The 22,710-nt window shown below is 72.4% G+C and carries 23 protein-coding genes and 1 pseudogene; 12 read left to right on the plus strand and 12 right to left on the minus strand.

Features of this window, described 5'->3' with window-relative positions:
* Nucleotides 1-24: 24 nt before the first annotated feature.
* On the plus strand, nt 25-1,032 hold the full coding sequence (locus ACSUPT_RS18605) for an ABC transporter substrate-binding protein (protein ID WP_436945010.1): 1,008 nt from the start codon (nt 25-27) through the stop codon (nt 1,030-1,032).
* Nucleotides 1,033-1,076: 44 nt separating this feature from the next.
* On the opposite strand, the gene ACSUPT_RS18610 is transcribed toward ACSUPT_RS18605, so the two are convergent.
* The 3 genes from ACSUPT_RS18610 to ACSUPT_RS18620 are packed head-to-tail and all read right to left on the minus strand — an operon-like array spanning nt 1,077 to nt 2,943.
* Nucleotides 1,077-1,607 (minus strand): GNAT family N-acetyltransferase, encoded by a 531-nt coding sequence (locus ACSUPT_RS18610; protein WP_436945012.1) that lies wholly within the window; start codon nt 1,605-1,607, stop codon nt 1,077-1,079.
* Nucleotides 1,608-1,639: 32 nt separating this feature from the next.
* Nucleotides 1,640-2,389, minus strand: coding sequence for an isocitrate lyase/PEP mutase family protein (locus ACSUPT_RS18615; protein ID WP_436945014.1), 750 nt, complete (start codon nt 2,387-2,389; stop codon nt 1,640-1,642).
* A complete protein-coding gene (locus tag ACSUPT_RS18620; RefSeq protein WP_361654758.1) occupies nt 2,386-2,943 on the minus strand; it encodes a carboxymuconolactone decarboxylase family protein in 558 nt (185 codons plus the stop codon). Before ACSUPT_RS18620 ends, ACSUPT_RS18615 begins: the two co-directional genes overlap by 4 nt.
* Nucleotides 2,944-2,990: 47 nt before the next feature.
* Here ACSUPT_RS18620 and ACSUPT_RS18625 point away from each other — a divergent pair, with 47 nt between their 5' ends.
* The 4 genes from ACSUPT_RS18625 (at nt 2,991) to ACSUPT_RS18640 (ending at nt 6,926) form a co-directional block, all read left to right on the plus strand.
* A complete protein-coding gene (locus ACSUPT_RS18625) occupies nt 2,991-4,427 on the plus strand; it encodes a PLP-dependent aminotransferase family protein (protein WP_436945016.1) in 1,437 nt (478 codons plus the stop codon).
* 325 nt (nt 4,428-4,752) lie between these two features.
* Entirely contained in the window at nt 4,753-5,247 is a 495-nt protein-coding gene (locus ACSUPT_RS18630) for a hypothetical protein (RefSeq protein WP_351963417.1), read from the plus strand.
* A 177-nt stretch (nt 5,248-5,424) separates the two neighbouring features.
* Entirely contained in the window at nt 5,425-5,724 is a 300-nt protein-coding gene (locus ACSUPT_RS18635) for a hypothetical protein (RefSeq protein ID WP_351963418.1), read from the plus strand.
* A gap of 20 nt (nt 5,725-5,744) precedes the next feature.
* Nucleotides 5,745-6,926 (plus strand): glutathionylspermidine synthase family protein, encoded by a 1,182-nt coding sequence (locus ACSUPT_RS18640; RefSeq protein WP_436945019.1) that lies wholly within the window; start codon nt 5,745-5,747, stop codon nt 6,924-6,926.
* 55 nt (nt 6,927-6,981) lie between these two features.
* Here ACSUPT_RS18640 and rocD read toward each other — a convergent pair whose 3' ends face one another.
* Nucleotides 6,982-8,184, minus strand: coding sequence for an ornithine--oxo-acid transaminase (gene rocD / locus ACSUPT_RS18645; RefSeq protein WP_436945021.1), 1,203 nt, complete (start codon nt 8,182-8,184; stop codon nt 6,982-6,984).
* Between the two features lie 248 nt (nt 8,185-8,432).
* Between rocD and glyA the strand changes: the two genes are divergently transcribed.
* The 4 genes from glyA (at nt 8,433) to ACSUPT_RS18665 (ending at nt 12,746) form a co-directional block, all read left to right on the plus strand.
* Nucleotides 8,433-9,746 carry a serine hydroxymethyltransferase gene (gene glyA / locus ACSUPT_RS18650; protein WP_365726743.1) on the plus strand — a complete coding sequence of 438 codons (1,314 nt, stop codon included), beginning with the start codon at nt 8,433-8,435 and terminating at the stop codon, nt 9,744-9,746.
* Nucleotides 9,747-9,919: 173 nt separating this feature from the next.
* Nucleotides 9,920-10,933, plus strand: coding sequence for a tryptophan--tRNA ligase (trpS, locus tag ACSUPT_RS18655; RefSeq protein ID WP_351963422.1), 1,014 nt, complete (start codon nt 9,920-9,922; stop codon nt 10,931-10,933).
* Nucleotides 10,934-11,102: 169 nt separating this feature from the next.
* Entirely contained in the window at nt 11,103-11,690 is a 588-nt protein-coding gene (locus ACSUPT_RS18660; RefSeq protein ID WP_351963423.1) for a 2'-5' RNA ligase family protein, read from the plus strand.
* Nucleotides 11,691-11,852: 162 nt separating this feature from the next.
* Nucleotides 11,853-12,746 (plus strand): YihY/virulence factor BrkB family protein, encoded by an 894-nt coding sequence (locus tag ACSUPT_RS18665; protein WP_436945024.1) that lies wholly within the window; start codon nt 11,853-11,855, stop codon nt 12,744-12,746.
* Here ACSUPT_RS18665 and ACSUPT_RS18670 read toward each other — a convergent pair.
* Complete coding sequence (locus ACSUPT_RS18670) at nt 12,712-13,950, minus strand: D-alanyl-D-alanine carboxypeptidase family protein (RefSeq protein ID WP_351963425.1); 1,239 nt, start codon at nt 13,948-13,950, stop codon at nt 12,712-12,714. The two genes, ACSUPT_RS18665 and ACSUPT_RS18670, sit on opposite strands and share 35 nt — an antisense overlap.
* 61 nt (nt 13,951-14,011) lie before the next feature.
* Between ACSUPT_RS18670 and ACSUPT_RS18675 the strand changes: the two genes are divergently transcribed.
* The 3 genes from ACSUPT_RS18675 to ACSUPT_RS18685 all read left to right on the plus strand — a co-directional run bounded on the left by ACSUPT_RS18675 (nt 14,012) and on the right by ACSUPT_RS18685 (nt 17,530).
* Nucleotides 14,012-14,263 (plus strand): SCO4848 family membrane protein, encoded by a 252-nt coding sequence (locus tag ACSUPT_RS18675; protein WP_351963426.1) that lies wholly within the window; start codon nt 14,012-14,014, stop codon nt 14,261-14,263.
* A 15-nt stretch (nt 14,264-14,278) separates the two neighbouring features.
* On the plus strand, nt 14,279-15,802 hold the full coding sequence (locus tag ACSUPT_RS18680; protein WP_436945027.1) for a metallophosphoesterase: 1,524 nt from the start codon (nt 14,279-14,281) through the stop codon (nt 15,800-15,802).
* Nucleotides 15,803-15,970: 168 nt separating this feature from the next.
* Nucleotides 15,971-17,530, plus strand: coding sequence for an ABC transporter substrate-binding protein (locus ACSUPT_RS18685; RefSeq protein WP_436945029.1), 1,560 nt, complete (start codon nt 15,971-15,973; stop codon nt 17,528-17,530).
* Here ACSUPT_RS18685 and ACSUPT_RS18690 read toward each other — a convergent pair.
* From ACSUPT_RS18690 to ACSUPT_RS18720, 7 genes and pseudogenes are all read right to left on the minus strand, one after another.
* On the minus strand, nt 17,517-18,305 hold the full coding sequence (locus ACSUPT_RS18690; RefSeq protein WP_361654792.1) for a TetR family transcriptional regulator: 789 nt from the start codon (nt 18,303-18,305) through the stop codon (nt 17,517-17,519). The two genes, ACSUPT_RS18685 and ACSUPT_RS18690, sit on opposite strands and share 14 nt — an antisense overlap.
* 11 nt (nt 18,306-18,316) lie before the next feature.
* Nucleotides 18,317-18,739, minus strand: a complete 423-nt coding sequence (locus ACSUPT_RS18695; RefSeq protein WP_399216969.1) for a thiol-disulfide oxidoreductase DCC family protein — start codon at nt 18,737-18,739, stop codon at nt 18,317-18,319.
* A 4-nt stretch (nt 18,740-18,743) separates the two neighbouring features.
* Nucleotides 18,744-19,148, minus strand: coding sequence for a hypothetical protein (locus ACSUPT_RS18700; protein ID WP_351963431.1), 405 nt, complete (start codon nt 19,146-19,148; stop codon nt 18,744-18,746).
* Between the two features lie 97 nt (nt 19,149-19,245).
* The gene (locus ACSUPT_RS18705) at nt 19,246-19,434 is read right to left on the minus strand and encodes a ferredoxin (RefSeq protein WP_436945032.1); all 189 of its coding nucleotides are present in this window, start codon (nt 19,432-19,434) and stop codon (nt 19,246-19,248) included.
* Between the two features lie 263 nt (nt 19,435-19,697).
* The gene (locus ACSUPT_RS18710) at nt 19,698-20,456 is read right to left on the minus strand and encodes a succinate dehydrogenase iron-sulfur subunit (protein ID WP_351963433.1); all 759 of its coding nucleotides are present in this window, start codon (nt 20,454-20,456) and stop codon (nt 19,698-19,700) included.
* A pseudogene (gene sdhA, locus ACSUPT_RS18715) lies at nt 20,456-22,137 on the minus strand (succinate dehydrogenase flavoprotein subunit). The gene ACSUPT_RS18710 and the pseudogene sdhA overlap by 1 nt, the downstream one beginning before the upstream one ends.
* An 87-nt stretch (nt 22,138-22,224) precedes the next feature.
* Complete coding sequence (locus ACSUPT_RS18720; RefSeq protein WP_031135019.1) at nt 22,225-22,704, minus strand: succinate dehydrogenase hydrophobic membrane anchor subunit; 480 nt, start codon at nt 22,702-22,704, stop codon at nt 22,225-22,227.
* Between the last annotated feature and the right edge of the window lie 6 nt (nt 22,705-22,710).

Below are 22,710 nucleotides of genomic sequence, written 5' to 3' on the forward strand. Positions count from 1 at the left end.
AACACCCTCCGAAGGAACACCTCCATGCCCAGTGCCAGTACCACCCGCCCCACCAGCCCCGCCCGCACCACCCGCACCGCCCACGCGGTCCGTACCGCCACCGCGGTCGCCGCCGCGCTCGGGGTGCTCACGCTCAGCGCGTGCGGGGCCGCCGAGACCGGCAAGTCCCAGCAGGCGGGCTCCGACGGCAAGACCGTCACGCTGACCGTCCCCTCCTGGGTCGGCGCCCAGGCCAACACGGCCGTCGCCGCGTACCTCCTGGAGAACGAGCTCGGCTACAAGGTCAGGACGCAGCAGCTGGGCGAGGTCCTCGCCTGGGACGCGCTGTCCAAGGGCGACGTGGACGCGATCCTGGAGGACTGGGGCCACCCCAAGGAGGAGAAGAACTACGTCGAGGAGAAGAAGACCGTCGTCAGGGGCGGGGACCTCGGCGTGACCGGGCACATCGGCTGGTACGTGCCCAAGTACTTCGCCGACGCCCACCCGGACGTGACGGACTGGAAGAACCTCGACAAGTACGCCAAGCACTTCGCGACCGCCGAGAGCGGCGGCAAGGGCCAGATCCTGGAGGGCTCGCCCGACTACGTCACCCACGACGACGCGATCATCAAGAACCTGAAGCTGAACCTGAAGACCAAGTACGCGGGTTCCGAGGCGGCGCAGATCACCGCGATCAAGAAGTACGCCGAGGAGAAGAAGCCGTTCCTCACCTACTGGTGGACCCCGCAGTGGCTGAACGCGCAGGTCGACCTGGTCGAGGTGAAGCTGCCCCCGCACAAGGAGGGCTGCGACGCCGACCCGGAGAAGGTCGCCTGCGGCTACCCGAACACACCGCTGCAGAAGTACCTCAACGCGGACTTCGCGAAGAACGGCGGTGAGGCGGCCGAGTTCCTGAAGAACTTCACGTGGACGACCGAGCAGCAGAACGAGGTCGCCCTGATGATCGCCGACCGGAAGATGTCCCCGAAGGCCGCGGCCGAGAAGTGGGTCAAGGCCAACGAGGCCACCTGGAAGACCTGGCTCCCCAAGTGACCGCCCGGCGGCCCGGCACACCGCCGGGCCGCCGCGCGCGGGGGCTACTCCCGCCACTCCTCCGCCAGCAGCCCGAGGACCACCTCGTCGGCGAAACCGCCGTACACCCACGCCGAGCTACGCAGGGTGCCCTCCAGGGTGAAGCCGGCGCGCCGGGCGGTGGCGATCATCGGGGCGTTGTCGGCGAGCGTCTCGATCTGGAGCCGCCGCAGCCCGCGCACGGCGAACCCGTACGCGCACAGCACCCGCACCACGTCCGTGGCCAGGCCCCGGCCCCGGAACGCCGGGCGCAGTGAGATGCCCAGGTGGGCGAGGCGGTTGTGGGTGTCGATGCCCCACAGCCCGGCCTCGCCCGCCAGTTCGCCCGTCTCCAGCTCGACCACGGAGAACGGCGTCGCGCTCTCCACCTGCGCGCCGGCCGCGTTCGGCGTCTTCTCCGTGCCCTGCGGCACGGGCACCCAGGGCCGCGAGTCGACACGGGTCCGGGTCACCACGTCGTTGTACAACTCCGCCTGGAAGACCGGGATGTCCTCGCTGTGCCGGGCCCGCAGCCCGACCTTCTCTCCGCGCATCACCCGGCCTTGCTATCCCACCGGCGCGCGCCGCCTCAACCGATTTGCGGCCCGTCCCGCAGCTCCCGCGCGAGGTCCCGCAGGGACTGGACCGCCCGGCGCTGGAGGTGGGGCCCGTACGTGATCCGGGAGGCGCCCCGCCGGCCCAGCTCGGCCGGCGGGGGGCCGTCCGGCGAGGCGAGCACGTTGAGCGGCACGCCCGTCTCGGCGCGCAGGACCGGCAGCAGCTCCGGCGGCGCCAGCAGCGGGTACAGCCCGTCCGCCCCGGCCGCCACGTACAGCCGGGCCCGCCGCACCGTCTCCTCGGGGTCCGGGACACCCCGTGCGTAGGTGTCCACGCGCGCGTTCAGGAACACCGCGCCGCCCACCGCCGACCGGAACTCCGCCAGCCACTCGGCGTGCGCCTCCGGGTCCTTCAGTTCGTGCCCGTGGCTGTCCTCCAGGTTCACCCCGGCCACGCCCGTGTCCAGCACCCGCGCGGCCAGCTCCTTCGGCGCCAGCCCGTAGCCGCCCTCCAGGTCGGCCGAGACGGGCACGTCCACGGCCCGGACGATCCGGGCCACCGCGGCGAACATCTCGTCCGCCGGGGTGTGCCCGTCCTCGTACCCGAGCGACGCCGCCACCCCCGCGGACGGCGTCGCCAGCGCGGGGAACCCCGCCTCGGCGAAGACCCGGGCGCTCGCCGCGTCCCACGGGCCGGGCAGGACCAGCGGGTCCTGCGGAGCCCGGCCGTGGTGCAGCGCCCGGAACGCCTCGGCGGGGTCCGCCGCGCGCTCTGCCGTCACGCGGTGTGGCCCTTGAACTGCCCCGGCGTGTAGTGGCCCGGCACCGAGCGGCACGTCACGGCGAACCGGTTCCACGCGTTGATCACGATGATCGAGGAGATGAGCCGGGCCAGCTCAGCCTCGTCGAAGTGCTTCGCCGCCCGCTCGTACACCTCGTCCGGGACGAAGCCGTCGGTCAGGACCGTGACGGCCTCGGCCAGTTCGAGCGCCGCGGCCTCCTTCTCCGTGTAGAAGTGCCGCGACTCCCGCCAGGCGCTGAGCTGCACGATCCGCTCGACGCTCTCCCCGGCCGCCAGCGCGTCCTTGGTGTGCATGTCGAGGCAGAAGGCGCAGTGGTTGACCTGCGAGCAGCGGATCTTCACCAGCTCGACCAGCACCGGGTCGAGGCCCTGGTTCGCGGCGGCGTCCAGCCGGACCATCGCTTTGTACACATCCGGGACGAGCGCCGCCGGGTTGAGGCGGGCCGGGTGCTCGGGGGCGTACGAGCCGGTCGCGGGGGCGGCGTCCGCGTGGCTGTCCTCAGTGGTCTGCGTCTGCTGCGTGTTCGTCGTCATGTCCTCGACCGTACGCCCGCGTTGGCGCCCCGGTATGGTCCACTTCCATGACGGAATCACGGGCCATTTCCGCCGCGTTCGGCGCCGACCTGCACCTGGAGATCCGGGGCCCCGCCCTGCGCGCCGGGCTGATGGACGCCCTGCGCGACGCGGTCAGGACCGGCCGTCTCGCCCCCGGCACCCGCCTGCCGTCGTCCCGTACGCTCGCCGCCGACCTGGGCGTCGCCCGCAACACCGTCGCCGACGCCTACGCCGAGCTCGTCGCCGAGGGCTGGCTCACCGCCCGGCAGGGCTCCGGCACCCGCGTCGCCCCGCGCGCCGCCGCCGCGCCCGCCCGACGCCCGGCGTCCCCGCCCCAGCTGCCGTGGCAGCGCACCCGCTCCCGCACCGGCAAGCCCCTGCACACCCTGCACCCCGGCACACCGGACCTCGCGTCCTTCCCGCGCGCCGAATGGCTGAAGGCGGCCCGCCGCGCCCTGACGAACGCCCCGCACGAGGCGTTCGGGTACGCCGACCCGCGCGGCAGGCCCGAGCTGCGCGCCGCCCTCGCCGAGTACCTGGCCCGCTCGCGGGGCGTGCGCGCGGAGCCGGACCGGATCGTCGTCTGCTCCGGCTTCGCCCAGGGGCTGCTGCTGCTCGCCGCCGTCCTGCGGGGCCGCCGCGTCCGGGACGTCGCCGTCGAGTCGTACGGCCTCGACGTGCACTGGGCCGCCCTCCACGCCGCCGGGCTGCGCACCCCCGCGCTGCCGCTCGACGCGGACGGCACCCGCGTCGACGCCCTGACCGGGGACGGCGGGCCCCGCCCAGGCGCCGTGCTCATCACGCCGGCCCACCAGTTCCCGCTCGGCGGCGCCCTCGCCCCCGGGCGGCGCACCGCCCTGATCGACTGGGCGCGGAGCACCGGCGGGCTGGTCCTGGAGGACGACTACGACGGCGAGTTCCGGTACGACCGGCAGCCCGTCGGCGCCCTGCAGAGCCTCGACCCCGAACGGGTGGTCTACCTCGGGACCGCCAGCAAGTCCCTCGCGCCCGGGCTGCGCCTCGGCTGGATGGTCCCGCCCCGGCACCTGATGGAGGAGGTGCTGGCCGCGAAGGGCGACATCGAATGGGCGTCGAGCAGCCTGGAGCAGCTCACCCTGGCCGAGTTCCTCACCTCGGGCGCGTACGACCGGCACGTGCGCGGTGTACGGCTCCGCTACCGGCGCCGCCGCGACCAGCTCGTGGCCGCGCTCGCCGAACGCTCGCCCCACATCCGCGTCACCGGCATCGCCGCCGGACTGCACGCCGTGCTGGAACTGCCGCCCGGCAGCGAGCGGGCCGTCCTGCGCGCCGCCGCCCTCCAGGGCCTCGCGCTGCAGGGCCTGGACGCCTTCCGCCACCCGGACACCCCGCCCGGCCGCGACGCCCTCGTCGTCGGCTACGCCACCCCCACCGACAGCGCCTGGCCGGGCGCGCTGGAAGCACTGTGCCGCGTACTGCCGTGACCAGCCGGGACGACCGCGGGGGCCCCGGCGGGCAGGCCGGCCCCGCCGGGCGAAGGGGTACGAGCGGGCGGCCGCCTGCCCGGACTCCCTGGCCGCGCATCCCGCTGTGCGTGAAGCGGCGGCGACCGGAGATCAGGACGTCGTCTTCGACGAAGCCTGCAACGTCGTGCCGGCCCCGGCGTATGAGCGATTGACCGAAGTCTCAGTTTTAGCTCAACTCCCGTGAGAAACACGCCACTTGGCCGCTATACATGAGGTCGTTCCGGGAGCGCGTCTGACCAGCCCGCTCCCCTCCGGCTTTTTCTCCCAGGGGGATGTTCGCTCCATGAATCTCAGGACCAAGGCCGCCGCCACCGCCGTGACCTCCGTGCTCGCGCTCGGAATGACCGTCGCCGGACCCGTGTCGACCGCACAGGCGAAGGGGACGGGGTCCTTCTACCTCGTCAACAAGGCGACCGGCACCTGCCTCAAGGGCAACGGCTTCAACAGGAACCTCACCCTCGGCGACTGCCGTGCCTCGATGGCGTTCCAGTGGAAGACCCACGCGCCCGGCAAGTACGCCAGCCGCAGCATCGGCACGCTGCCCGGCGCGGTGTGCATGGCCGCCAACCCCAAGGGCGGCCTCGTCTCCCTCCGGTCCTGCAAGGACGGGAAGGGCACCGCGGGATGGCGCATCCCCGCCCTGCGGGACGGCGCGCGGACGACCATCCAGAACCCGGCCTGCGGCTACCTCCAGTCGGTCGGCGACAAGGTGGCCAAGTGCGGCAAGCTCACGACGGACCGGAACGCCATCACGTGGGTGGTGAAGTACGCGCTCTGACCCGCCCGGCACCGGGCCGCGCACGCCGCCCGGTGCCGCCGCCGGCGCCCCGCGCGCCGGCGGCGGCGCGCGGATCGGCGGGCGCCGGTCGGCAAGCGCCCCCGCGCCCCCGCGTTCCGGGCGCCCGACGGCAGGGCTAAGGTGTGCGCGTTCCACGCGTCAACGGGGGAGAACCACATGCGCAGACTGCGATCGAGCCACGTCGTCCTGGGAGGGATGGGCGCCCTCGCGCTGACCCTCACCTCCTGCGGCAGCTCCGAGCCCGACCGGCGGTGCGTCGACCCGATCACCCGCGAGGTCCTGCCCGACTACAAGTGCCGCGACGACAACCGCGGCAGCGGAAGCAGCGGCAGCGGAGGCGGCGGGTCGTACTACTACGGCGGCTCGTCCAGCAACGGCCGCGTCGAGGGCGGCAGCTTCGACAAGTCCGCCGTGCAGCGCGGCGGCTTCGGCTGCTCCGGCAGCGGCGGCGGCTGAGCCGGAAGCCGTACGCAGCCATGGAACGCCACACCATCGAACCCCGCCCCGACTGGCAGCGCATCGTCGAGGAGCAGGGCTGCGTCTATCCGCTGACCCGCCACCCCGACGGCACCCTGCGCCCCTACTGGGACGAGAGCGCCTACTACTCCTTCACCCTCCCCGAGGTCGAGACCCTGGAGGAGGTCGTCGAGGAACTGCACGGCATGTGCCTGGAGGCCGCCGCGCACATCGTGGAGCGGGAACGTTTCGCCGATCTCGGCATCACCGACCGGCGGCTCGCCGCGCTGGTCGCCGAGTCCTGGCGGCGCCGCGCCGAACTGCCGTCCGTGTACGGCCGGTTCGACCTGCGCTACGACGGCCGGGGCCCCGCCAAACTGCTGGAGTACAACGCGGACACGCCGACCTCGCTGGTCGAGGCCGCGAGCCCGCAGTGGTTCTGGATGGAGGAGCGGTTCCCCGGCGCCGACCAGTGGAACTCGCTCCACGAGCGCCTGGTCGACGCCTGGCGGCGCCAGGCGCGCCTCCTGCCGCCCGGCCCGCTGCACTTCGTCCACTCCGACGGCGACGAGATCGGCGAGGACCTGATGACGGTCGCGTATCTGCGCGAGACCGCCGAGCAGGCCGGGATCGAGACCGAGGCGCTGTCGGTGGAGCAGATCGGCTGGGACCGCCTCTCGGGCCGCTTCGTCGACGACCGGCTCCGCTTCATCCGCAGCTGCTTCAAGCTGTACCCGTGGGAGTGGCTGGTCACCGACCCGTTCGGCCCGTACGTCCTCGACACCCTCGACAACGGCGGCGGCACCGGCACCACCTGCTGGATCGAACCGGCGTGGAAGATGCTCCTGTCCAACAAGGCGCTCCTCGCCGTCCTGTGGGAGCTGTACCCCGGCCACCCCAACCTGCTGCCCGCCTACCTCGACGGCCCGCGCGAACTGGCCGCCGACGGCGGGTACGTCGTCAAGCCGCTGCTGGGCCGCGAGGGCGCCGGGGTCACCGTCCACGAGCGGGGCGCCGCACCCGTCGTACGGGACGAGCCCAGCTGCTACCAGGCCCTCGCCCCGCTGCCCGACTTCGACGGCAACCGCGTCGTGCTCGGCGCGTGGGTCGTGGAGGACGAGGCGGCCGGGCTCGGGATCCGCGAGTCGTCCGGCCTGGTGACCGACGGATACGCCCGCTTCCTGCCGCACGTCATCCGGTGAGCCGCGCCGTGCCGTACCGGCAGGCCCCGGTACGGCACGGCGCGCACGGCCCGGCTCAGTCCGCCAGGACCTCCCGCAGCCGCTCCAGGCCCCAGTCCAGGTCCTCCTTGGAGATCATCAGCGGCGGGGCGAGCCGGATCGTCGAGCCGTGGGTGTCCTTCACCAGCACGCCCCGCTCCATCAGCCGCTCCGACACCTGGCGGCCCGAGCCCTTCGACGGGTCGACGTCCACCCCGGCCCACAGCCCGCGCCCGCGCACCTCGCGCACCGCGCCCCCCACCAGCAGCCCCAGCTCCCGGTGCAGATGGTCGCCCAGCTCCGCCGCCCGCTCCTGGTACTCGCCGGTCCGCAGCATCGCCAGCACCTCCAGCGCCACCGCGCACGCCAGCGGGTTGCCCCCGAACGTCGAACCGTGCTCGCCCGGCCGGTGCACCCCCAGCACGGCCGCGCTCGACACGACCGCCGACACCGGCACGACCCCGCCGCCCAGCGCCTTGCCGAGCACGTACATGTCCGGCACGACGCCCTCGTGCTCGCAGGCGAAGGTCTTCCCGGTACGGCCCAGGCCCGACTGGATCTCGTCCGCGATGAACAGCACGTCCCGCTCGCGCGTCAGCCGCCGCACGCCCTCCAGATAGCCCGGCGGCGGCACCAGCACGCCCGCCTCGCCCTGGATCGGCTCCAGCAGCACGGCCACCGTGTCGTCGGTGACCGCCGCGTCGAGCGCCGCCAGGTCGCCGTACGGGACGATCTCGAAGCCCGGCGTGTACGGGCCGTACCCGTCGCGGGCCTCCGGGTCCGTGGAGAAGCTGACGATCGTCGTCGTACGGCCGTGGAAGTTGTCCGCCGCCACCACGATCTTCGCCGTGCCGTCCGGGACGCCCTTGATCCGGTAGCCCCACTTGCGGGCCGTCTTCACGGCCGTCTCGACCGCCTCCGCGCCGGTGTTCATCGGCAGCACCATCTCCATGCCGCAGAACTCCGCGAGCTGCGCGCAGAAGTCCGCGAACCGGTCGTGGTGGAAGGCGCGCGACGTCAGCGTCACCCGCTCCAGCTGCGCCTTGGCCGCGTCGATCAGACGGCGGTTGCCGTGCCCGAAGTTGAGCGCCGAGTATCCGGCGAGCATGTCGAGGTAGCGGCGCCCCTCGACATCGGTCATCCAGGCGCCCTCCGCCGTCGCCACGACGACGGGCAGCGGGTGGTAGTTGTGCGCGCTGTGCGCCTCGGCGGCAGCGATCGCGTCCTGCGTTGTCGACACGGGGTCTCCGTTCGTCTTCGTACGGCCGGTCGTCTCTATCGTCGCTCGTGATGCTCACGGGGAAACGTCGCTCGCGATACGGACGGGGAAACGTCCGGCCCGCGGCGGCGGTTAGGGTGGACGGTACGCGCGGCGACTGGCGTACGGGGAAGCGACCCCGGGGGAGCCGTGCGCGGCAGACCGCACGGGGCGCCGCCCGCCTGGGCCCCCGGGGAGACAAGACGAGCTGTCCACCCCGGAGGAACGCCATGACGACACCCCTCACGCCCGCCGCCACCGGCCCCGCGCCCCAGGCCCCCACGCACGCCACGCACCCCGCGCTCGCCGCCGCCGACCCGGAGCTGGCCCGCCTGGTCACCGCCGAGGAGCGCCTCCAGGCCGAGACCCTCCGCCTCATCCCGAGCGAGAACTACGTCTCCGCCGCCGTCCTGGAAGCCTCCGGCACCGTCCTGCAGAACAAGTACAGCGAGGGCTACGCCGGCCGCCGCTACTACGAGGGCCAGCAGGTCATCGACCAGGTCGAGCGGCTCGCCACGGACCGCGCCAAGGCCGTGTTCGGCGTCGACCACGCCAACGTCCAGCCGTACTCCGGCTCGCCCGCCAACCTCGCCGTGTACCTGGCGTTCGCCGAGCCCGGCGACACCGTCATGGGCATGGCGCTGCCGATGGGCGGCCACCTCACCCACGGCTGGGGCGTCTCCGCGACCGGCAGCTGGTTCCGGGGCGTCCAGTACGGCGTACGCCGCGACACCGGGCTCATCGACTTCGACGAGGTCCGCGACCTCGCCCTCAAGGAGCGCCCGAAGGTCATCTTCTGCGGCGGCACGGCGCTGCCCCGCACGATCGACTTCGCGGCGTTCGCGGAGATCGCCCGCGAGGCTGGCGCGGTCCTCGTCGCGGACATCGCCCACATCGCGGGCCTGGTCGCGGGCGGCGCCCACCCCTCGCCGGTGCCGCACGTCGACGTGGTGTCCACCACCACCCACAAGACGCTGCGCGGCCCGCGCGGCGCGATGCTGATGTGCCGCGAGGAGCACGCCAGGGCGCTCGACAAGGCCGTCTTCCCCGGCCTCCAGGGGGGCCCGCACAACCAGACCACCGCCGCCATCGCCGTCGCCCTCCACGAGGCGGCCCAGCCGGCCTTCCGCGACTACGCCCACCAGGTCGTCGCCAACGCCCGCGCGCTGGCCGCCGCCCTCCTCGACCGCGGCTTCGACCTGGTCTCCGGCGGCACCGACAACCACCTGGTCCTCATCGACCTCACCACCAAGGACGTCCCCGGCAAGACCGCCGCGAAGGCCCTCGACCGGGCGGGCGTCGTCGTGAACTACAACACCGTGCCGTACGACCCGAGGAAGCCGTTCGACCCGTCCGGCATCCGCATCGGCACCCCGTCCCTCACCTCCCGCGGCCTGGGTACGGAGCACATGGCCGCCGTCGCGGACTGGATCGACCGGGGCGTCACCGCCGCGCACCGGGGCGACGAGGACGCCCTCGCGGCGATCCGCGCCGAGGTCGCCGACCTCATGGCCCTCCACCCCGCCCCCGGCATCCCCGTCTGACGCCGGACCCGCCCGCGCGGGGCCCGGCGGACACCGGCACCGCCTGGCGCCGGGCCCGTCGGGCAGCCGCACCGCCTGGCGCCGGGACCCGCCCGGCGTCAGGCCCCGGCCGCATCCGGCCGGTTGTCCACAGCAGTGCCGAGCTGCCCGCCGGACCTGAGAGAATGAGGGACATGGCCTCTGCTGACCCTCGTGTGCTCTCCGGAATCCAGCCCACCGCAGGCTCCTTCCACCTCGGCAACTACCTCGGCGCGGTCCGCCAGTGGGTCGCGCTGCAGGAGTCGCACGACGCCTTCTACATGGTCGTCGACCTGCACGCGATCACCGTGCCGCAGGACCCGGCCGAGCTTCGCGCCAACACCCGCCTGGCGGTCGCCCAGCTGCTCGCGGCCGGACTCGACCCGGAGCGGTGCACCCTCTTCGTCCAGAGCCACGTCCCGGAGCACGCCCAGCTCGCCTGGGTGATGAACTGCCTGACCGGCTTCGGCGAGGCGTCCCGGATGACGCAGTTCAAGGACAAGTCCGCCAAGCAGGGCGCCGACCGCGCCACGGTCGGCCTCTTCACGTACCCGATCCTCCAGGTCGCGGACATCCTGCTCTACCAGGCCGACCAGGTCCCGGTCGGCGAGGACCAGCGCCAGCACATCGAGCTGACCCGCGACATCGCGGACCGGTTCAACACCCGCTTCGGCGACACCTTCACCATGCCCGCGCCGTACATCCTCAAGGAGACGGCGAAGATCTACGACCTCCAGGACCCGACGGCGAAGATGTCGAAGTCCGCCGCCACGCCCAAGGGCCTGATCAACCTCCTGGACGACCCCAAGGTCACCGCGAAGAAGGTCAAGAGCGCCGTCACCGACACCGACACGGTGATCCGCTTCGACCCGGAGCACAAGCCCGGCGTCAGCAACCTCCTCACGATCATGTCGACGCTCACCGGCACCCCGGTCGACGAGCTGGTCACGGGCTACGAGGGCAAGATGTACGGCGCCCTGAAGACCGACCTCGCCGAGGTCGTGGTGGACTTCGTCACGCCGTTCCGCGCGCGCACCCAGGAATATCTGGACGACCCGGAGACGCTGGACTCGATCCTGGCCAAGGGCGCCGAGAAGGCCCGCGCCGTCGCCGCCGAGACCCTCGCCCAGACCTACGACAGGGTGGGCTTCCTGCCCGCCAAGCACTGAGCCCCACCCGCACGGACGGCGCACGGAGGCACCGGGGCCGGAGCGCGGAGGCACCGAAGCCGAGCGGCTCTGGCCACGGGACCGGTCGAAGCGCCACACTGGCGAGCGACTCGCGGACCGCGCCCCCCGGCGCGCCCGCACGGCACGATCGAAGGATGAGGAGAACGACGTGGGGACCGTAACGCTCGGCGTTTCGATCGCGGTCCCGGAGCCCTACGGCAGCCTGCTCCAGCAGCGGCGCGCGGGCTTCGGCGACGCCGCGGCCCACGGCATCCCCACGCACGTCACGCTCCTCCCGCCGACGGAGGTCGACGCCGGGCGGCTGCCGGAGATCCGGGCCCACCTGGCGTCGGTCGCCGCGGCCGGGCGCGCCTTCCCGATGCGGCTGAGCGGCACGGGCACCTTCCGGCCGCTCTCCCCGGTCGTCTACGTGCGGGTCGTGGAGGGCGGCGAGGAGTGCGCCCGCCTCCAGCAGCACATCCGCGACGCGTCCGGGCCGCTGGTGCGCGAGCTGCAGTTCCCGTACCACCCGCACGTCACGGTCGCCCACGGCATCGCCGACGAGGCCATGGACCGGGCCTTCGAGGAGCTGGCCTCCTTCGAGGCGGCGTGGACGGTGTGCTCCTTCGCCCTGTACGAGCAGGGCGCCGACCTCGTGTGGCGCAAGCTCCACACGTACGAGTTCGGCGGCTGCGGCTCGTCCCGGACGGTGCCCGCGCAGGGCTCACCGCTCGACAGCCCCACCCCCGCCTCGTAGGACAGCCCGCCCCGCCCCGTCGCCTATCCGGGCCCGCCACCGCCGTGCCGGGTCCGTGTCGGCCCGCACCGCATCCGCCGTGCCCGGTCCGCACCGTGCCCGGCGCGTCCGCCGGGCGAGCCGGGGGCGGTGCGCGGGGCTTCCGGTGGTAGGCGTACCGGCATGGACTGGCTGACCAAGATCCCCGTCATCGGCCCGTGGGCCGCCCGGCTGATGCGCACCCACGCCTGGCACGCCTACGAGACGCTGGACCGCGCCCACTGGACGCGGCTCGCCGCCGCGATCACCTTCATCAGCTTCCTGTCCCTCTTCCCGCTGATCACCCTGGCCGCCGCCGTCGGCGCCTCCCTCCTGGACGACGCGCAGCTGCGCGCCGCCCAGGACAAGATCAGCGAGCAGGTGCCGGGCATCTCCGACCAGCTCGACCTGGGCTCGCTGGTCGCCAACGCGGGCACGGTCGGCCTCGTCGCGGGCGCCGTCCTGCTCTTCACCGGCATCGGCTGGGTCGGCTCGCTGCGCGACTGCCTGCGCGCCGTGTGGCGGCTGGACGACACCGACGACGGCAACCCGGTCGTCAGGAAGGGCAAGGACGCCCTGCTCCTGCTGGGCCTCGGCGGCACCGCGCTCGTCTCGCTCGCCGGGTCCGCGCTCGGTGCCGTCGCCGTCGGCTGGACCGCGGAACGGATCGGTGTCCCCGAGGGCGGCGCCGGCGGCGTGCTGCTCCAGACCGCCGCGCTCGCCGTCGCCGTGCTCGCCGACTTCCTGCTCCTGCTGTACCTGCTGACGCTGCTGCCCGGCGTGGAGCCGCCGCGCCGCGACCTGATCACCGCCGCCCTGATCGGCGCGGTCGGCTTCGAACTGCTGAAGCTGCTGCTCGGCGGCTATATGCGGGGCGTGGCCGGCAAATCGATGTACGGGGCGTTCGGCGTGCCCGTCGCCCTGCTGCTGTGGATCAGCTTCACCGCCAGACTGCTGCTGTTCTGCGCCGCCTGGACCGCGACGGGCGGCCGCCGCGAAGGCGCTACTGGCCCTTCTTCGCCGGCCACCGCCGATTGATCAGGAACGCGGCCGCCGCCAGCACCACCGCCAGACCGCCCACGAGGCCGAGGGCCGTGCCCGCGCCGCCGGAACCGGCCTTCGCGGTCCCCGTGACGGCCGCCTCCGCCGCCTCGCCCGTGACGTTCGGCCGCTGCTCGCCCGGCCGGCTCGGGGCGGTGCTCGGCGCCGTACCGGTCTTCGCGGACTTCGGCGGCACCAGCTCGCCCACCGGCCGCACCTTGCCCGCCGCCGCGAACCCCCAGTCCAGCAGCCGCGCGGCCTCCTTGTAGACGGCGTACGGCTCCTTCGACGACGGGTTCATCACGGTCACCAGCAGCACCCGCCCGTTCCGCTCGGCGACGCCCGTGAAGGTGGAGCCGGCGTGGGTGGTCGTGCCGTTCTTGACGCCGGCGATGCCCTTGTACGGCGCGACGCCGTCGGCGCCGGTCAGCAGCCGGTTGGTGTTCTGGATCTCGAAGGTCGGACGCTTCTTGCCCGGCTTCTCCTCCCCGGGGAACTGCGTCCGCACGGTGGAGCAGTACTCCCGGAAGTCCGCGTTCTGCATACCGCTGCGGGCGATCAGCGTCAGGTCGTACGCCGACGACACCTGGCCCGGCGCGTCGTACCCGTCCGGGGACACGACCTCCGTGTCCAGCGCCTGCAGCTCGTCGGCCCGGGCGTTCATCTCGCCCACCGTCTTCTCCACGCCGCCGTTCATCTCCGCCAGCGCGTGGACGGCGTCGTTGCCGGAGCGCAGGAACACCCCGAGCCACAGGTCGTGGACGGTGTAGTACTGCTTCTCCTTTATGCCCACGAGGCTGGAGCCCTCGCCCAGACGGCCCAGCTCACCGGTGCTGACCAGGTGCCTCTGCGTCTTGGGGAACTTCGGCAGCAGCGTGTCCGCGAACAGCATCTTCAGCGTCGACGCCGGGGCGAGCCGCCAGTGCGCGTTGTGCGCGGCCAGCACATCGCCGCTCTCCGCGTCCGCGACGATCCAGGACCGGCCGCTCAGCTCCTTCGGCAGCACCGGAGCCCCGCCCGCGAGGTCCACCTGTGTGCCCGGCAGCCCGAGCCGCGCCCCGCCGACCGTCGACATGCGCGCGGGCGGCTTCGGCGACGGCGAGGGGTTCGGCGACGGCGCGGCGAGCGCGGGGCCGACGGCGACGAGGGGGAGCAGCACGGCGGTGGCCGCGGCGACGGCGGCCTTCTTGAGAGCATGCACGTTCGAGAAAGTACCGGCACCCGGCGCGGGGGCCGACACCGGTGCACCCGATACTGGATCCATGAAACTGAGCCGTTCCATCTCCTGGTTCCTGCTGGCGTTCGGAGTCTGGAGCTGGTTCATCTGGATCACCTTCGTCAAGAACCTGTGGAACGACGCGAGCGGCCTCGCCTTCGATGACGCGGGTGACCCCACCGGATACTTCTGGGTTCATCTTCTGCTGGCCATCACGTCCTTTCTCCTGGGGACGGCCATTGGCGTGATCGGGTTGCGCGGACTGAGGGCGCTGCGGCGCGCCGACGACGAGAAGTAGAAGGGCGCCGAGCTCGTGGTACTGCTGGTCATCCCCCTGATCCTGGCCCTGCTGGGGGCCGCGCACTGGTACGTGTGGCGCCGCCTGGTCCGCGACGTCACCCGCCCCGGCGGCCTGCCCCGCCGCGCGGGCACGGTGGCGCTGGTGGTGCTGCCCCTGTTCTCGGTGGCCGCGATGACGGCCGGGCGCGCGGACGCCCCCTTCCGCCTGCAGCAGGTGGTGTCGTGGCCGGGCTTCCTCTGGCTGGCCCTGCTCCTCTACCTGGTCCTCACCCTGCTGGCCACGGAGCTGCTCCGCCCCCTCCTCACCCGCTGGCCCCGCCCCCGCGCTCCACGCGTCACCACGGGCCCGCGGCCCGCGGAGGGCCCGCGCCCCGCGGAGGTCGCGGCCGGGCCCGCGCACGCCGTCGGCGCCGCATCCGCTGTGGGCGTGCGTTCCGCCGAGGACTCCGTCCAGGGCGCCGCCCCGGGCCGACCGGGGGATGTGGGGCACGGCGGACCCGTAGGGTGCCCCCCTGCCGCCCCTGCCGCCCCTGCCGCCCCTGCCGCCCCTGCCGCCCCTGCCGGTACGGCCCTGGCGACGGCCGCGCCCGAGGAGGCCCCGGCGGCCGAGGCGCCGGATCAGCCGCCCGGCCCGCAGGACGTCCCGGCCGCCGAGCCGCGGGACGAGGGGTCCGACCGGCAGGACGCCCCGGAGGCGGACGCCCCGGGAATGGGGCGGCGGCAATTCGTGGCGCGGGTGCTCGCGGGCACCGCGGTCGCCGTGGCGACCGGCACGGTGGCCAACGGCGCCCACACCGTCCTGCGCGGCCCCACCACCAAGCGCGTCACGGTCCCCCTCGCCAAGCTGCCCCGCTCCGCCCACGGCTACCGCATCGCCGTCGTGAGCGACATCCACCTCGGCCCCACCCTCGGCCGCGCCCACGCCCAGCGCATCGTGGACGCCGTCAACGCCACCCAGCCCGACCTGATCGCCGTCGTCGGCGACCTCGTGGACGGCTCGGTGGAGAACCTGGGCCCGGCCGCCGAGCCGCTGGCCCGCCTCAGTGCCCGCCACGGCAGCTTCTTCGTGACCGGCAACCACGAGTACTTCTCCGGCGCCGAGCAGTGGGTGGACGAGGTCCGCGACCTGGGCATGCGCCCGCTGCGCAACGAGCGCGTCGAGATCGCCGCCGGGTTCGACCTGGCGGGCGTCAACGACGTGGCCGGCGCCAACTACGGCGACGGCCCCGACTTCGTACGCGCCCTCGGCGACCGCGACCGGTCCCGCACCGCCGTGCTCCTCGCGCACCAGCCGGTGATGATCCACGACGCGGTGCGGCACGGGGTGGACCTCCAGCTGTCCGGCCACACCCACGGTGGCCAGATGTGGCCGGGAAACTTCCTCGCGGAGCTGGCCAACCCGACCGTCGAGGGCCTGGAGCGGTACGGGGACACGCAGCTGTACGTGTCCCGGGGCGCGGGCGCCTGGGGCCCGCCGGTGCGGGTCGGCGCCCCCTCCGACTTCACGGTCGTGCACCTGGCCTCGCGCGACGCCTGACCAGGGCCCCAGCCGGGGCCTTTCAGGGAAACCCCTTGCCCCCACCCCTGTTCCTCAGGCGGTGGGGGCAATGTGCTTGAGAAGTGAAGGTTTACCCTTCCAGACGTGAACAGTCTGTGATTGAGTTTGCGCCATCGCACAGGGGAGGGCGTGAAAGGAATCACGGCTATGCGATCGGTCCGTGTACGGATCATCATCATGTGTGCTGCCCTGGTGGCGGCCGGGGTAGGGGCCTGGCTGCTGCTCTCGACAGACAAGGGGAACGATCGGCCCATCTCCGTCGGCACGACCGACGAAGTCACCACACTCGACCCGGCCGGCGCGTACGACGCGGGTTCCTGGGCCGTGTACAGCAACGTCTACCAGTCGCTGCTGACCTTCAAGCCGGGCTCGACGACCCCGGTGCCCGACGCGGCCGACGCCTGCGGCTTCACCGGCACCTCGCTCACCACGTACGAGTGCACCCTCCGCGACGGCCTGGTCTTCGCCAACGGGCGCGAGATGACCGCGCACGACGTGAAGTACTCGTTCGACCGGATGCTCGGCATCGCGGCCGACATCGGCCCGGCGGCGCTGTTCCCCACACTGGAGAGCGTCACCGCGCAGGACCGCAAGGTCGTCTTCCGGCTGAGCGCCCGTGACGCCACGTTCCCGCTGAAGCTCGCCACGGGCGCGGGCGCCATCGTGGACAGCACCCGCTACCCGGAGGACAAGCTCCGCGACGGCACCACCGCCGACGGCTCGGGGCCCTATGTGCTCGACGAGTACCAGCCGGGCGTCCGCGCGCTGCTGAAGCCCAACCCACACTACAAGGGGGCCATGTCACGGCCCGCCACACCGGTCGAGGTGCGCTACTACGCCGAGGCCGAGCAGCTCGCGAACGCCTGGCGCAACGGCGACGTCCACGTGACCCACCGCCAGCTGCCGCCGCAGATGATCTCCACGTACGACCCCGGCAAGGAGGGCGTGCAGATGACGGAGGCCACATCGGCGGAGATCCGCAGCATCGTCTTCAACGTCCGCAAGGGCTCGCCCATGGCGGAGCGCGCGGTGCGGCAGGCCGTGGCGTCCCTGGTGGACCGCAACCGGATCGCGAGCGGCCCGCACCACTCGACGGTGGAGCCGCTGTACTCGCTGATCCCGCGCGGCTTCGTCGGGCACAGCACGCCGTTCTTCGACAACTACCCCGACGGCGAGGAGGCCGTCGACAACGCGCGGAAACTGCTGCGGGACGCGGACGTCGACACGCCCGTCAGCTTCACCTACGGGCACCGCGCGGGCGAGACCTCGGCGGCGGAGGCGGTCGAGCTGCGCCGCCAGCTGGAGGCGACCGGACTGTTCCGGGTGAAGATCGTCGCCGCGGAGTGGAAGGACTTCCAGAAGGGATACGCGGAGGGCCGGTACGACGCGTACGGGCTCGGCTGGCTGCCGGACTTCCCCGACTCCGACAGCTTCACCCAGCCCCTCGTCGGCCGGGACAACGCCCTGCAGAACGCCTACGCCAGCAAGACGATCGACCGGCTGATCGCCGCCACCCAGCAGTACGACGACCGGGCCGGGGCCGTGGACGACTTCAAGGCGATCCAGGCCGAGGTGGCGCGGGACGTCCCGCTCGTACCGCTGTGGCAGAAGAAGGACTACGTGCTGAGCAGCCCCGACGTCACGGGCTCCCAGTACCTGTCCGACGGCACGGGCATCTGGCGGCTCTGGCAGCTCAGCTGGCTGTAGCCGCCCCCCGCGAAGGCCCCTTCGACGGTTCGTCCCCGCCGGGCGCCCGGGTCGCGCCATCCGCGACCGCGTCCTTCTCCAGCGCCTCCCCGGCGCCCGGCAGGAACTCCGTGATGACGTCCTGCGCCTGACGCACCAGCGGGCGCAGCACCCGGAAGCGGGAGAGCGCGATGCCCCGCGCGACGAGCGGGGCCGTCCGCTCCACGAGCCGGCGGCTGCGCTCGGCACCCTCGCTCCGGTCGTACACCCAGAACAGCACCAGCCCCATCTGCATCAGCCACAGCATCTCCGGGAGCTGGCCGGCCAGTTCGGGCGCGGTCTTCGTGTCGGAGCCGCGCAGCACCCGCTCGTGGATGGAGATCGCCGCCCGGCGCGCGTCGGCCGACTCGGGCGAGAAGGGGCTGAGCGGGCTCTCCGGGTCGGCAGCGTTCTTGAAGAACTGCGCCGCGAACCGGTGGTACGGCTCCGCCACGTCCAGCCAGGTCAGCAGGGTGCCCCGGATGCGCGCCGCGAGGTCGGCGTCGCCGGCCAGGACCGGCTGGACCGCCGCCTCGTGCTCGGCGGCGATCCGGTCGTAGAAGCCCTGGACGAGGTGTTCCTTGGAGGCGAAGTAGTAGTAGGCGTTGCCCACGGAGACGCCCGCCTCCTGGGCGATGGCGCGCATGGTCGTCTTGTCGTAGCCGCGCTCCTCGAAGAGCCTGAGCGCGGTCTCCAGGATGAGGGTGCGCGTCTGCTCGCTCTTGGGCGCCTTGGCGGCCGGCTTCCGGTCCTTCACAGCACCCGAGCCTAACCGGGCGGCGGCGCCGTGCCGCACCGCCCGTCGTGGCAGCCCGCGCCGGTGGAGGCGGCCCGCCACCGGGCGGCGGCCAGCACGGTCATCCGGGCCAGCGGCCGCCCGGCGGGGCTCGCCAGCCAGTGCGCCCGGGGGCGGTGCTCCGCCAGCGCCCAGAGGCAGACGATCCAGGCGTCCTCGGCGCGGTAGACCTGGCCGCCGTCGCCGACGACGGTGATCTCCTCCAGGGTGGCCGCGTGGTCCAGGGCGGGGAAGCGCCGCCGCGCCTCCCCGGACCCGGCCGGTACGAGGTCGAGCGGGACGAGCTGCGCCTGGCGGGCCAGCCAGTCGCGCAGGTGCGTGCAGAGCGCGCACCCCGCGTCGTACAGGACCGTCAGCCGTGTCACCGGCCCGCCGCGGCCGTCGAGGGCGGTCACCCGGTCACGCCCCGGCGGGCGGGGTCCACGCCCGGGGCGGGACGGGCGGCAGCTGCTCGCGCTCCAGGGAGCCGCGGCGGCGGATCTTGTTGAGGACGAAGACATTGCCCAGGTGCATCGCGCCCAGGACGAGCAGCACGATGCCGATCTTCATCGACAGCCCCTCGAAGAGGTGGCGGGTGGTGCCGATGGCGGAGTCCTGGCGCAGGTAGAGCGCGATGAAGCCGAAGTTGACGAGGTAGAAGCCGACGACCAGCAGATGGTTGACGGCTTCCGCCAGCTTCTCGTCGCCCTTGAGGACGTCGGCGAGGAAGATCCGCCCGTTCCGGCTCAGCGTGCGGGCGACCCACACGGTGAGCACCACACTGATCAGCAGGTAGATGACGTAGCCGAGCACCGTGAGGTCCATGCCCCACCCTCCTTGAACGCGTTCAAACGCAGTGTCGGGACGACTCTAGACCTGCTTTTGAACATGTTCAAGGCCGGGGTGGTGCCGGGTGGGGGCGTCAGGCCTCCCGTACGGTGATGGCCCGGACCGGGCAGGCGCGGGCGGCCTCACGGACCATGGGGTCGGCCGGGTCGTGCCCGGGCAGCAGGGTGCTGTAGCCGTCGTCGTCCTGGGTGAAGACGCGGGGGGCGGCGAGGGTGCACTGGGCCGCGCCGACGCAGCGGGTGTGGTCGATGGAGATGCTCATGTCTCCAGCCTTCTCGCGGACGACCGGCAACTCCGCCACCCCGCACCCGATGTCCCCCATTTGCCCCTGAGGGACGCCGAGCGAGCGGGGCCTCCCGCCCTTGGCGCCGGCACCCCCGTGGGGTGGCCCCGCGCCCCGCACCGGGGCGGGGGCCGCCCGTAGCGGTGGGGTCGGGTGGGGTGGGGGAAACGGGGACGGCCCGTCCTCGTACGTCGTACGGGGACGGGCCGTCGGGGCCCGGGCGGGACGCCCGGGTCAGGGAATCAGTAGCGGCGCGTGATCAGCGCCCGCTTGACCTCCGCGATCGCCTTCGTGACCTCGATACCACGCGGACAGGCGTCCGTGCAGTTGAACGTGGTGCGGCAGCGCCACACACCGTCCTTGTCGTTGAGGATCTCCAGCCGCTGCTCCCCGGCCTCGTCACGCGAGTCGAAGATGAAGCGGTGCGCGTTCACGATCGCGGCCGGACCGAAGTACTGGCCGTCGTTCCAGAACACCGGGCAGGAGGAGGTGCAGGCGGCGCACAGGATGCACTTCGTCGTGTCGTCGAAGCGCTCCCGGTCCTCCGCCGACTGCAGGCGCTCCCGCGTCGGCTCGTTCCCGGACGTGATCAGGAACGGCATCACGTCCCGGTACGCCTGGAAGAACGGCTCCATGTCGACCACGAGGTCCTTGAGGACCGTCATGCCCTTGATGGGCTCGACCGTGATCGGCTTCTCCGGGTTGATGTCCTTGATCAGCGTCTTGCAGGCCAGCCGGTTCTTGCCGTTGATCCGCATGGCGTCGGAGCCGCAGATGCCGTGCGCGCAGGAGCGCCGGAAGGTGAGCGAGCCGTCGACGTCCCACTTGATCTTGTGGAGACCGTCGAGCACGCGCTCCTTCGGGTCGATCTCGATCTGGAAGTCCTGCCACTGCGCCTCGTCCGAGATCTCGGGGTTGAAGCGGCGGACCCGGAACGTGACCGTGATGTAGGGGGAGACGTCGGACGTGGCGCCCGTCTTCTCCAGGATCGGGGTAGCCATCAGTACTTACGCTCCATCGGCTGGTAGCGGGTCTGGACGACCGGCTTGTAGTCGAGGCGGACGGTCTCGGTGCCGTCGTCGCCGACCTCGCGGTACGCCATGGTGTGACGCATGAAGTTGACGTCGTCGCGGTTGGGGTAGTCCTCGCGGTAGTGACCGCCGCGGGACTCCTTGCGGGCCAGCGCCGAGACGGCCATGACCTCGGCCAGGTCCAGCAGGTTGCCCAGCTCGATGGCCTCCAGCAGGTCCGTGTTGAACCGCTTGCCCTTGTCCTGGATGCCGACGTTCTTGTACCGCTCGCGCAGCTCGGCGATCTTCTCGACCGCGGTCTTGATCGTCTGCTCGGTGCGGAACACCATGACGTTGGCGTCCATGGTCTCCTGCAGCTCGCGGCGCAGCTCCGCGACCCGCTCGGTGCCCGTGGAGTTGCGCAGGCGCTCGACCTGCTCCTGCACGAAGGACGCCGGGTCCTCGGGGAGCTCCACGTAGTCGTGCTTCGCGGAGTACTCGGCGGCGGCGATGCCGGCGCGGCGCCCGAAGACGTTGATGTCGAGCAGCGAGTTGGTGCCCAGGCGGTTGGCGCCGTGCACCGACACGCAGGCGACCTCGCCGGCGGCGTACAGGCCCGGCACGACGGTGGTGTTGTCCGCCAGGACCTCGCCCTCGACGTTGGTCGGGATGCCGCCCATGGCGTAGTGCGCGGTCGGCTGGATCGGGATCGGGTCCGTGTACGGCTCGATGCCCAGGTACGTCCGCGCGAACTCGGTGATGTCCGGGAGCTTGGCGTCGAGCTGCTCCGGCGGGAGGTGCGTCAGGTCCAGGTAGACGTGGTCGCCCTCGGGACCGCAGCCGCGGCCCTCGCGGATCTCCGTGTAGATGGAGCGGGAGACGACGTCACGGGACGCGAGGTCCTTCATGACCGGCGCGTACTTCTCCATGAAGCGCTCGCCGTCCTTGTTGCGGAGGATGCCGCCCTCACCGCGGGCGCCCTCCGTCAGCAGGATGCCCATGCGCCAGATGCCCGTCGGGTGGAACTGGAAGAACTCCATGTCCTCCAGCGGGATGCCCCGCCGGTACACGGCGGCCTGGCCGTCACCGGTCAGGGTGTGGGCGTTCGACGTCACCTTGAAGAACTTGCCGCAGCCGCCGGAGGCGTAGATGACGGCCTTCGCCTGGAAGATGTGGATCTCGCCGGTGGCCAGCTCGTACGCGACCACGCCGGCGGACTTCTTGACGCCGTCGACCTCGGTGATCAGCTGGTCCAGGACGTAGAACTCGTTGAAGAACTCCACGCCCTCCTTGACGCAGTTCTGGTACAGCGTCTGGAGGATCATGTGGCCGGTGCGGTCCGCGGCGTAGCAGGACCGGCGGACCGGGGCCTCGCCGTGGTTGCGGGAGTGGCCGCCGAAGCGGCGCTGGTCGATGGTGCCGTCCGGGGTCCGGTTGAACGGCAGGCCCATCTTCTCCAGGTCGAGGACGGCGTCGATGGCCTCCTTCGCCAGGATCTCGGCGGCGTCCTGGTCGCACCGCCCTTGACCGTGTCGAAGGTGTGCCACTCCCAGTTGTCCTCCTCCACGTTGGCCAGCGCGGCGGCCATGCCGCCCTGCGCGGCGCCCGTGTGGGAGCGGGTGGGGTAGAGCTTCGTCAGCACGGCGGTGCGGCTGCGCTTCGTCGCCTCGATGGCGGCGCGCATGCCGGCGCCGCCGGCGCCGACGATGACGGTGTCGTACTTGTGGATCTTCATGGCGTGGATTACCTCAGCCCGTGCCTAGCGGATGTTCGGGTCGAAGGTGAAGATCACCAGCGTGCCCAGAAGGATGGTGAACACCGTCGCGGTGTACAGCAGGCCCTTGAGCCACAGGCGCGTGTTCGGGCGCTCGGCGTAGTCGTTGATGACGGTACGCAGGCCGTTCGCGCCGTGCAGCATCGCGAGCCACAGCATCAGCAGGTCCCAGACCTGCCAGAACGGGGACGCCCAGCGGCCCGCAACGAAGGCGAAGCCGATCTTGGAGACGCCGCCGTCCAGCACGAGCTGGATCAGCAGGTGGCCGATGACGAGGACGACGAGGACCACGCCGGACAGGCGCATGAACAGCCAGGCGGCCAGTTCGAAGTTGCCGCGCGTCGACTTCGGGGTCCGCTTGGTCCGCTTGCGGGGCGGCTCGATCAGCGGGGCCGGGTTGTCGACGTCGTACAGGCTCACGCCTTCGACGGGGCCGACGGAGGTCTTGGTGAGGTCAGCGGACATGTGGCG

It is taken from the genome of Streptomyces sp. SudanB25_2051 (assembly GCF_964272635.1).
GTDB lineage: Bacteria > Actinomycetota > Actinomycetes > Streptomycetales > Streptomycetaceae > Streptomyces.

Bases quoted from the DNA above. Each gene is read 5' to 3' on its own strand.
- ACSUPT_RS18605 (WP_436945010.1), top strand. From the start codon at position 25: ATGCCCAGTGCCAGTACCACCCGCCCCACCAGCCCCGCCCGCACCACC.
- ACSUPT_RS18620 (WP_361654758.1), bottom strand. From the start codon at position 2,943: ATGACGACGAACACGCAGCAGACGCAGACCACTGAGGACAGCCACGCG.
- ACSUPT_RS18625 (WP_436945016.1), top strand. From the start codon at position 2,991: ATGACGGAATCACGGGCCATTTCCGCCGCGTTCGGCGCCGACCTGCAC.
- ACSUPT_RS18630 (WP_351963417.1), top strand. From the start codon at position 4,753: ATGAATCTCAGGACCAAGGCCGCCGCCACCGCCGTGACCTCCGTGCTC.
- ACSUPT_RS18635 (WP_351963418.1), top strand. From the start codon at position 5,425: ATGCGCAGACTGCGATCGAGCCACGTCGTCCTGGGAGGGATGGGCGCC.
- ACSUPT_RS18640 (WP_436945019.1), top strand. From the start codon at position 5,745: ATGGAACGCCACACCATCGAACCCCGCCCCGACTGGCAGCGCATCGTC.
- glyA (WP_365726743.1), top strand. From the start codon at position 8,433: ATGACGACACCCCTCACGCCCGCCGCCACCGGCCCCGCGCCCCAGGCC.
- trpS (WP_351963422.1), top strand. From the start codon at position 9,920: ATGGCCTCTGCTGACCCTCGTGTGCTCTCCGGAATCCAGCCCACCGCA.
- ACSUPT_RS18665 (WP_436945024.1), top strand. From the start codon at position 11,853: ATGGACTGGCTGACCAAGATCCCCGTCATCGGCCCGTGGGCCGCCCGG.
- ACSUPT_RS18675 (WP_351963426.1), top strand. From the start codon at position 14,012: ATGAAACTGAGCCGTTCCATCTCCTGGTTCCTGCTGGCGTTCGGAGTC.
- ACSUPT_RS18685 (WP_436945029.1), top strand. From the start codon at position 15,971: ATGCGATCGGTCCGTGTACGGATCATCATCATGTGTGCTGCCCTGGTG.
- ACSUPT_RS18700 (WP_351963431.1), bottom strand. From the start codon at position 19,148: ATGGACCTCACGGTGCTCGGCTACGTCATCTACCTGCTGATCAGTGTG.
- ACSUPT_RS18705 (WP_436945032.1), bottom strand. From the start codon at position 19,434: ATGAGCATCTCCATCGACCACACCCGCTGCGTCGGCGCGGCCCAGTGC.
- ACSUPT_RS18710 (WP_351963433.1), bottom strand. From the start codon at position 20,456: ATGGCTACCCCGATCCTGGAGAAGACGGGCGCCACGTCCGACGTCTCC.
- ACSUPT_RS18720 (WP_031135019.1), bottom strand. From the start codon at position 22,704: ATGTCCGCTGACCTCACCAAGACCTCCGTCGGCCCCGTCGAAGGCGTG.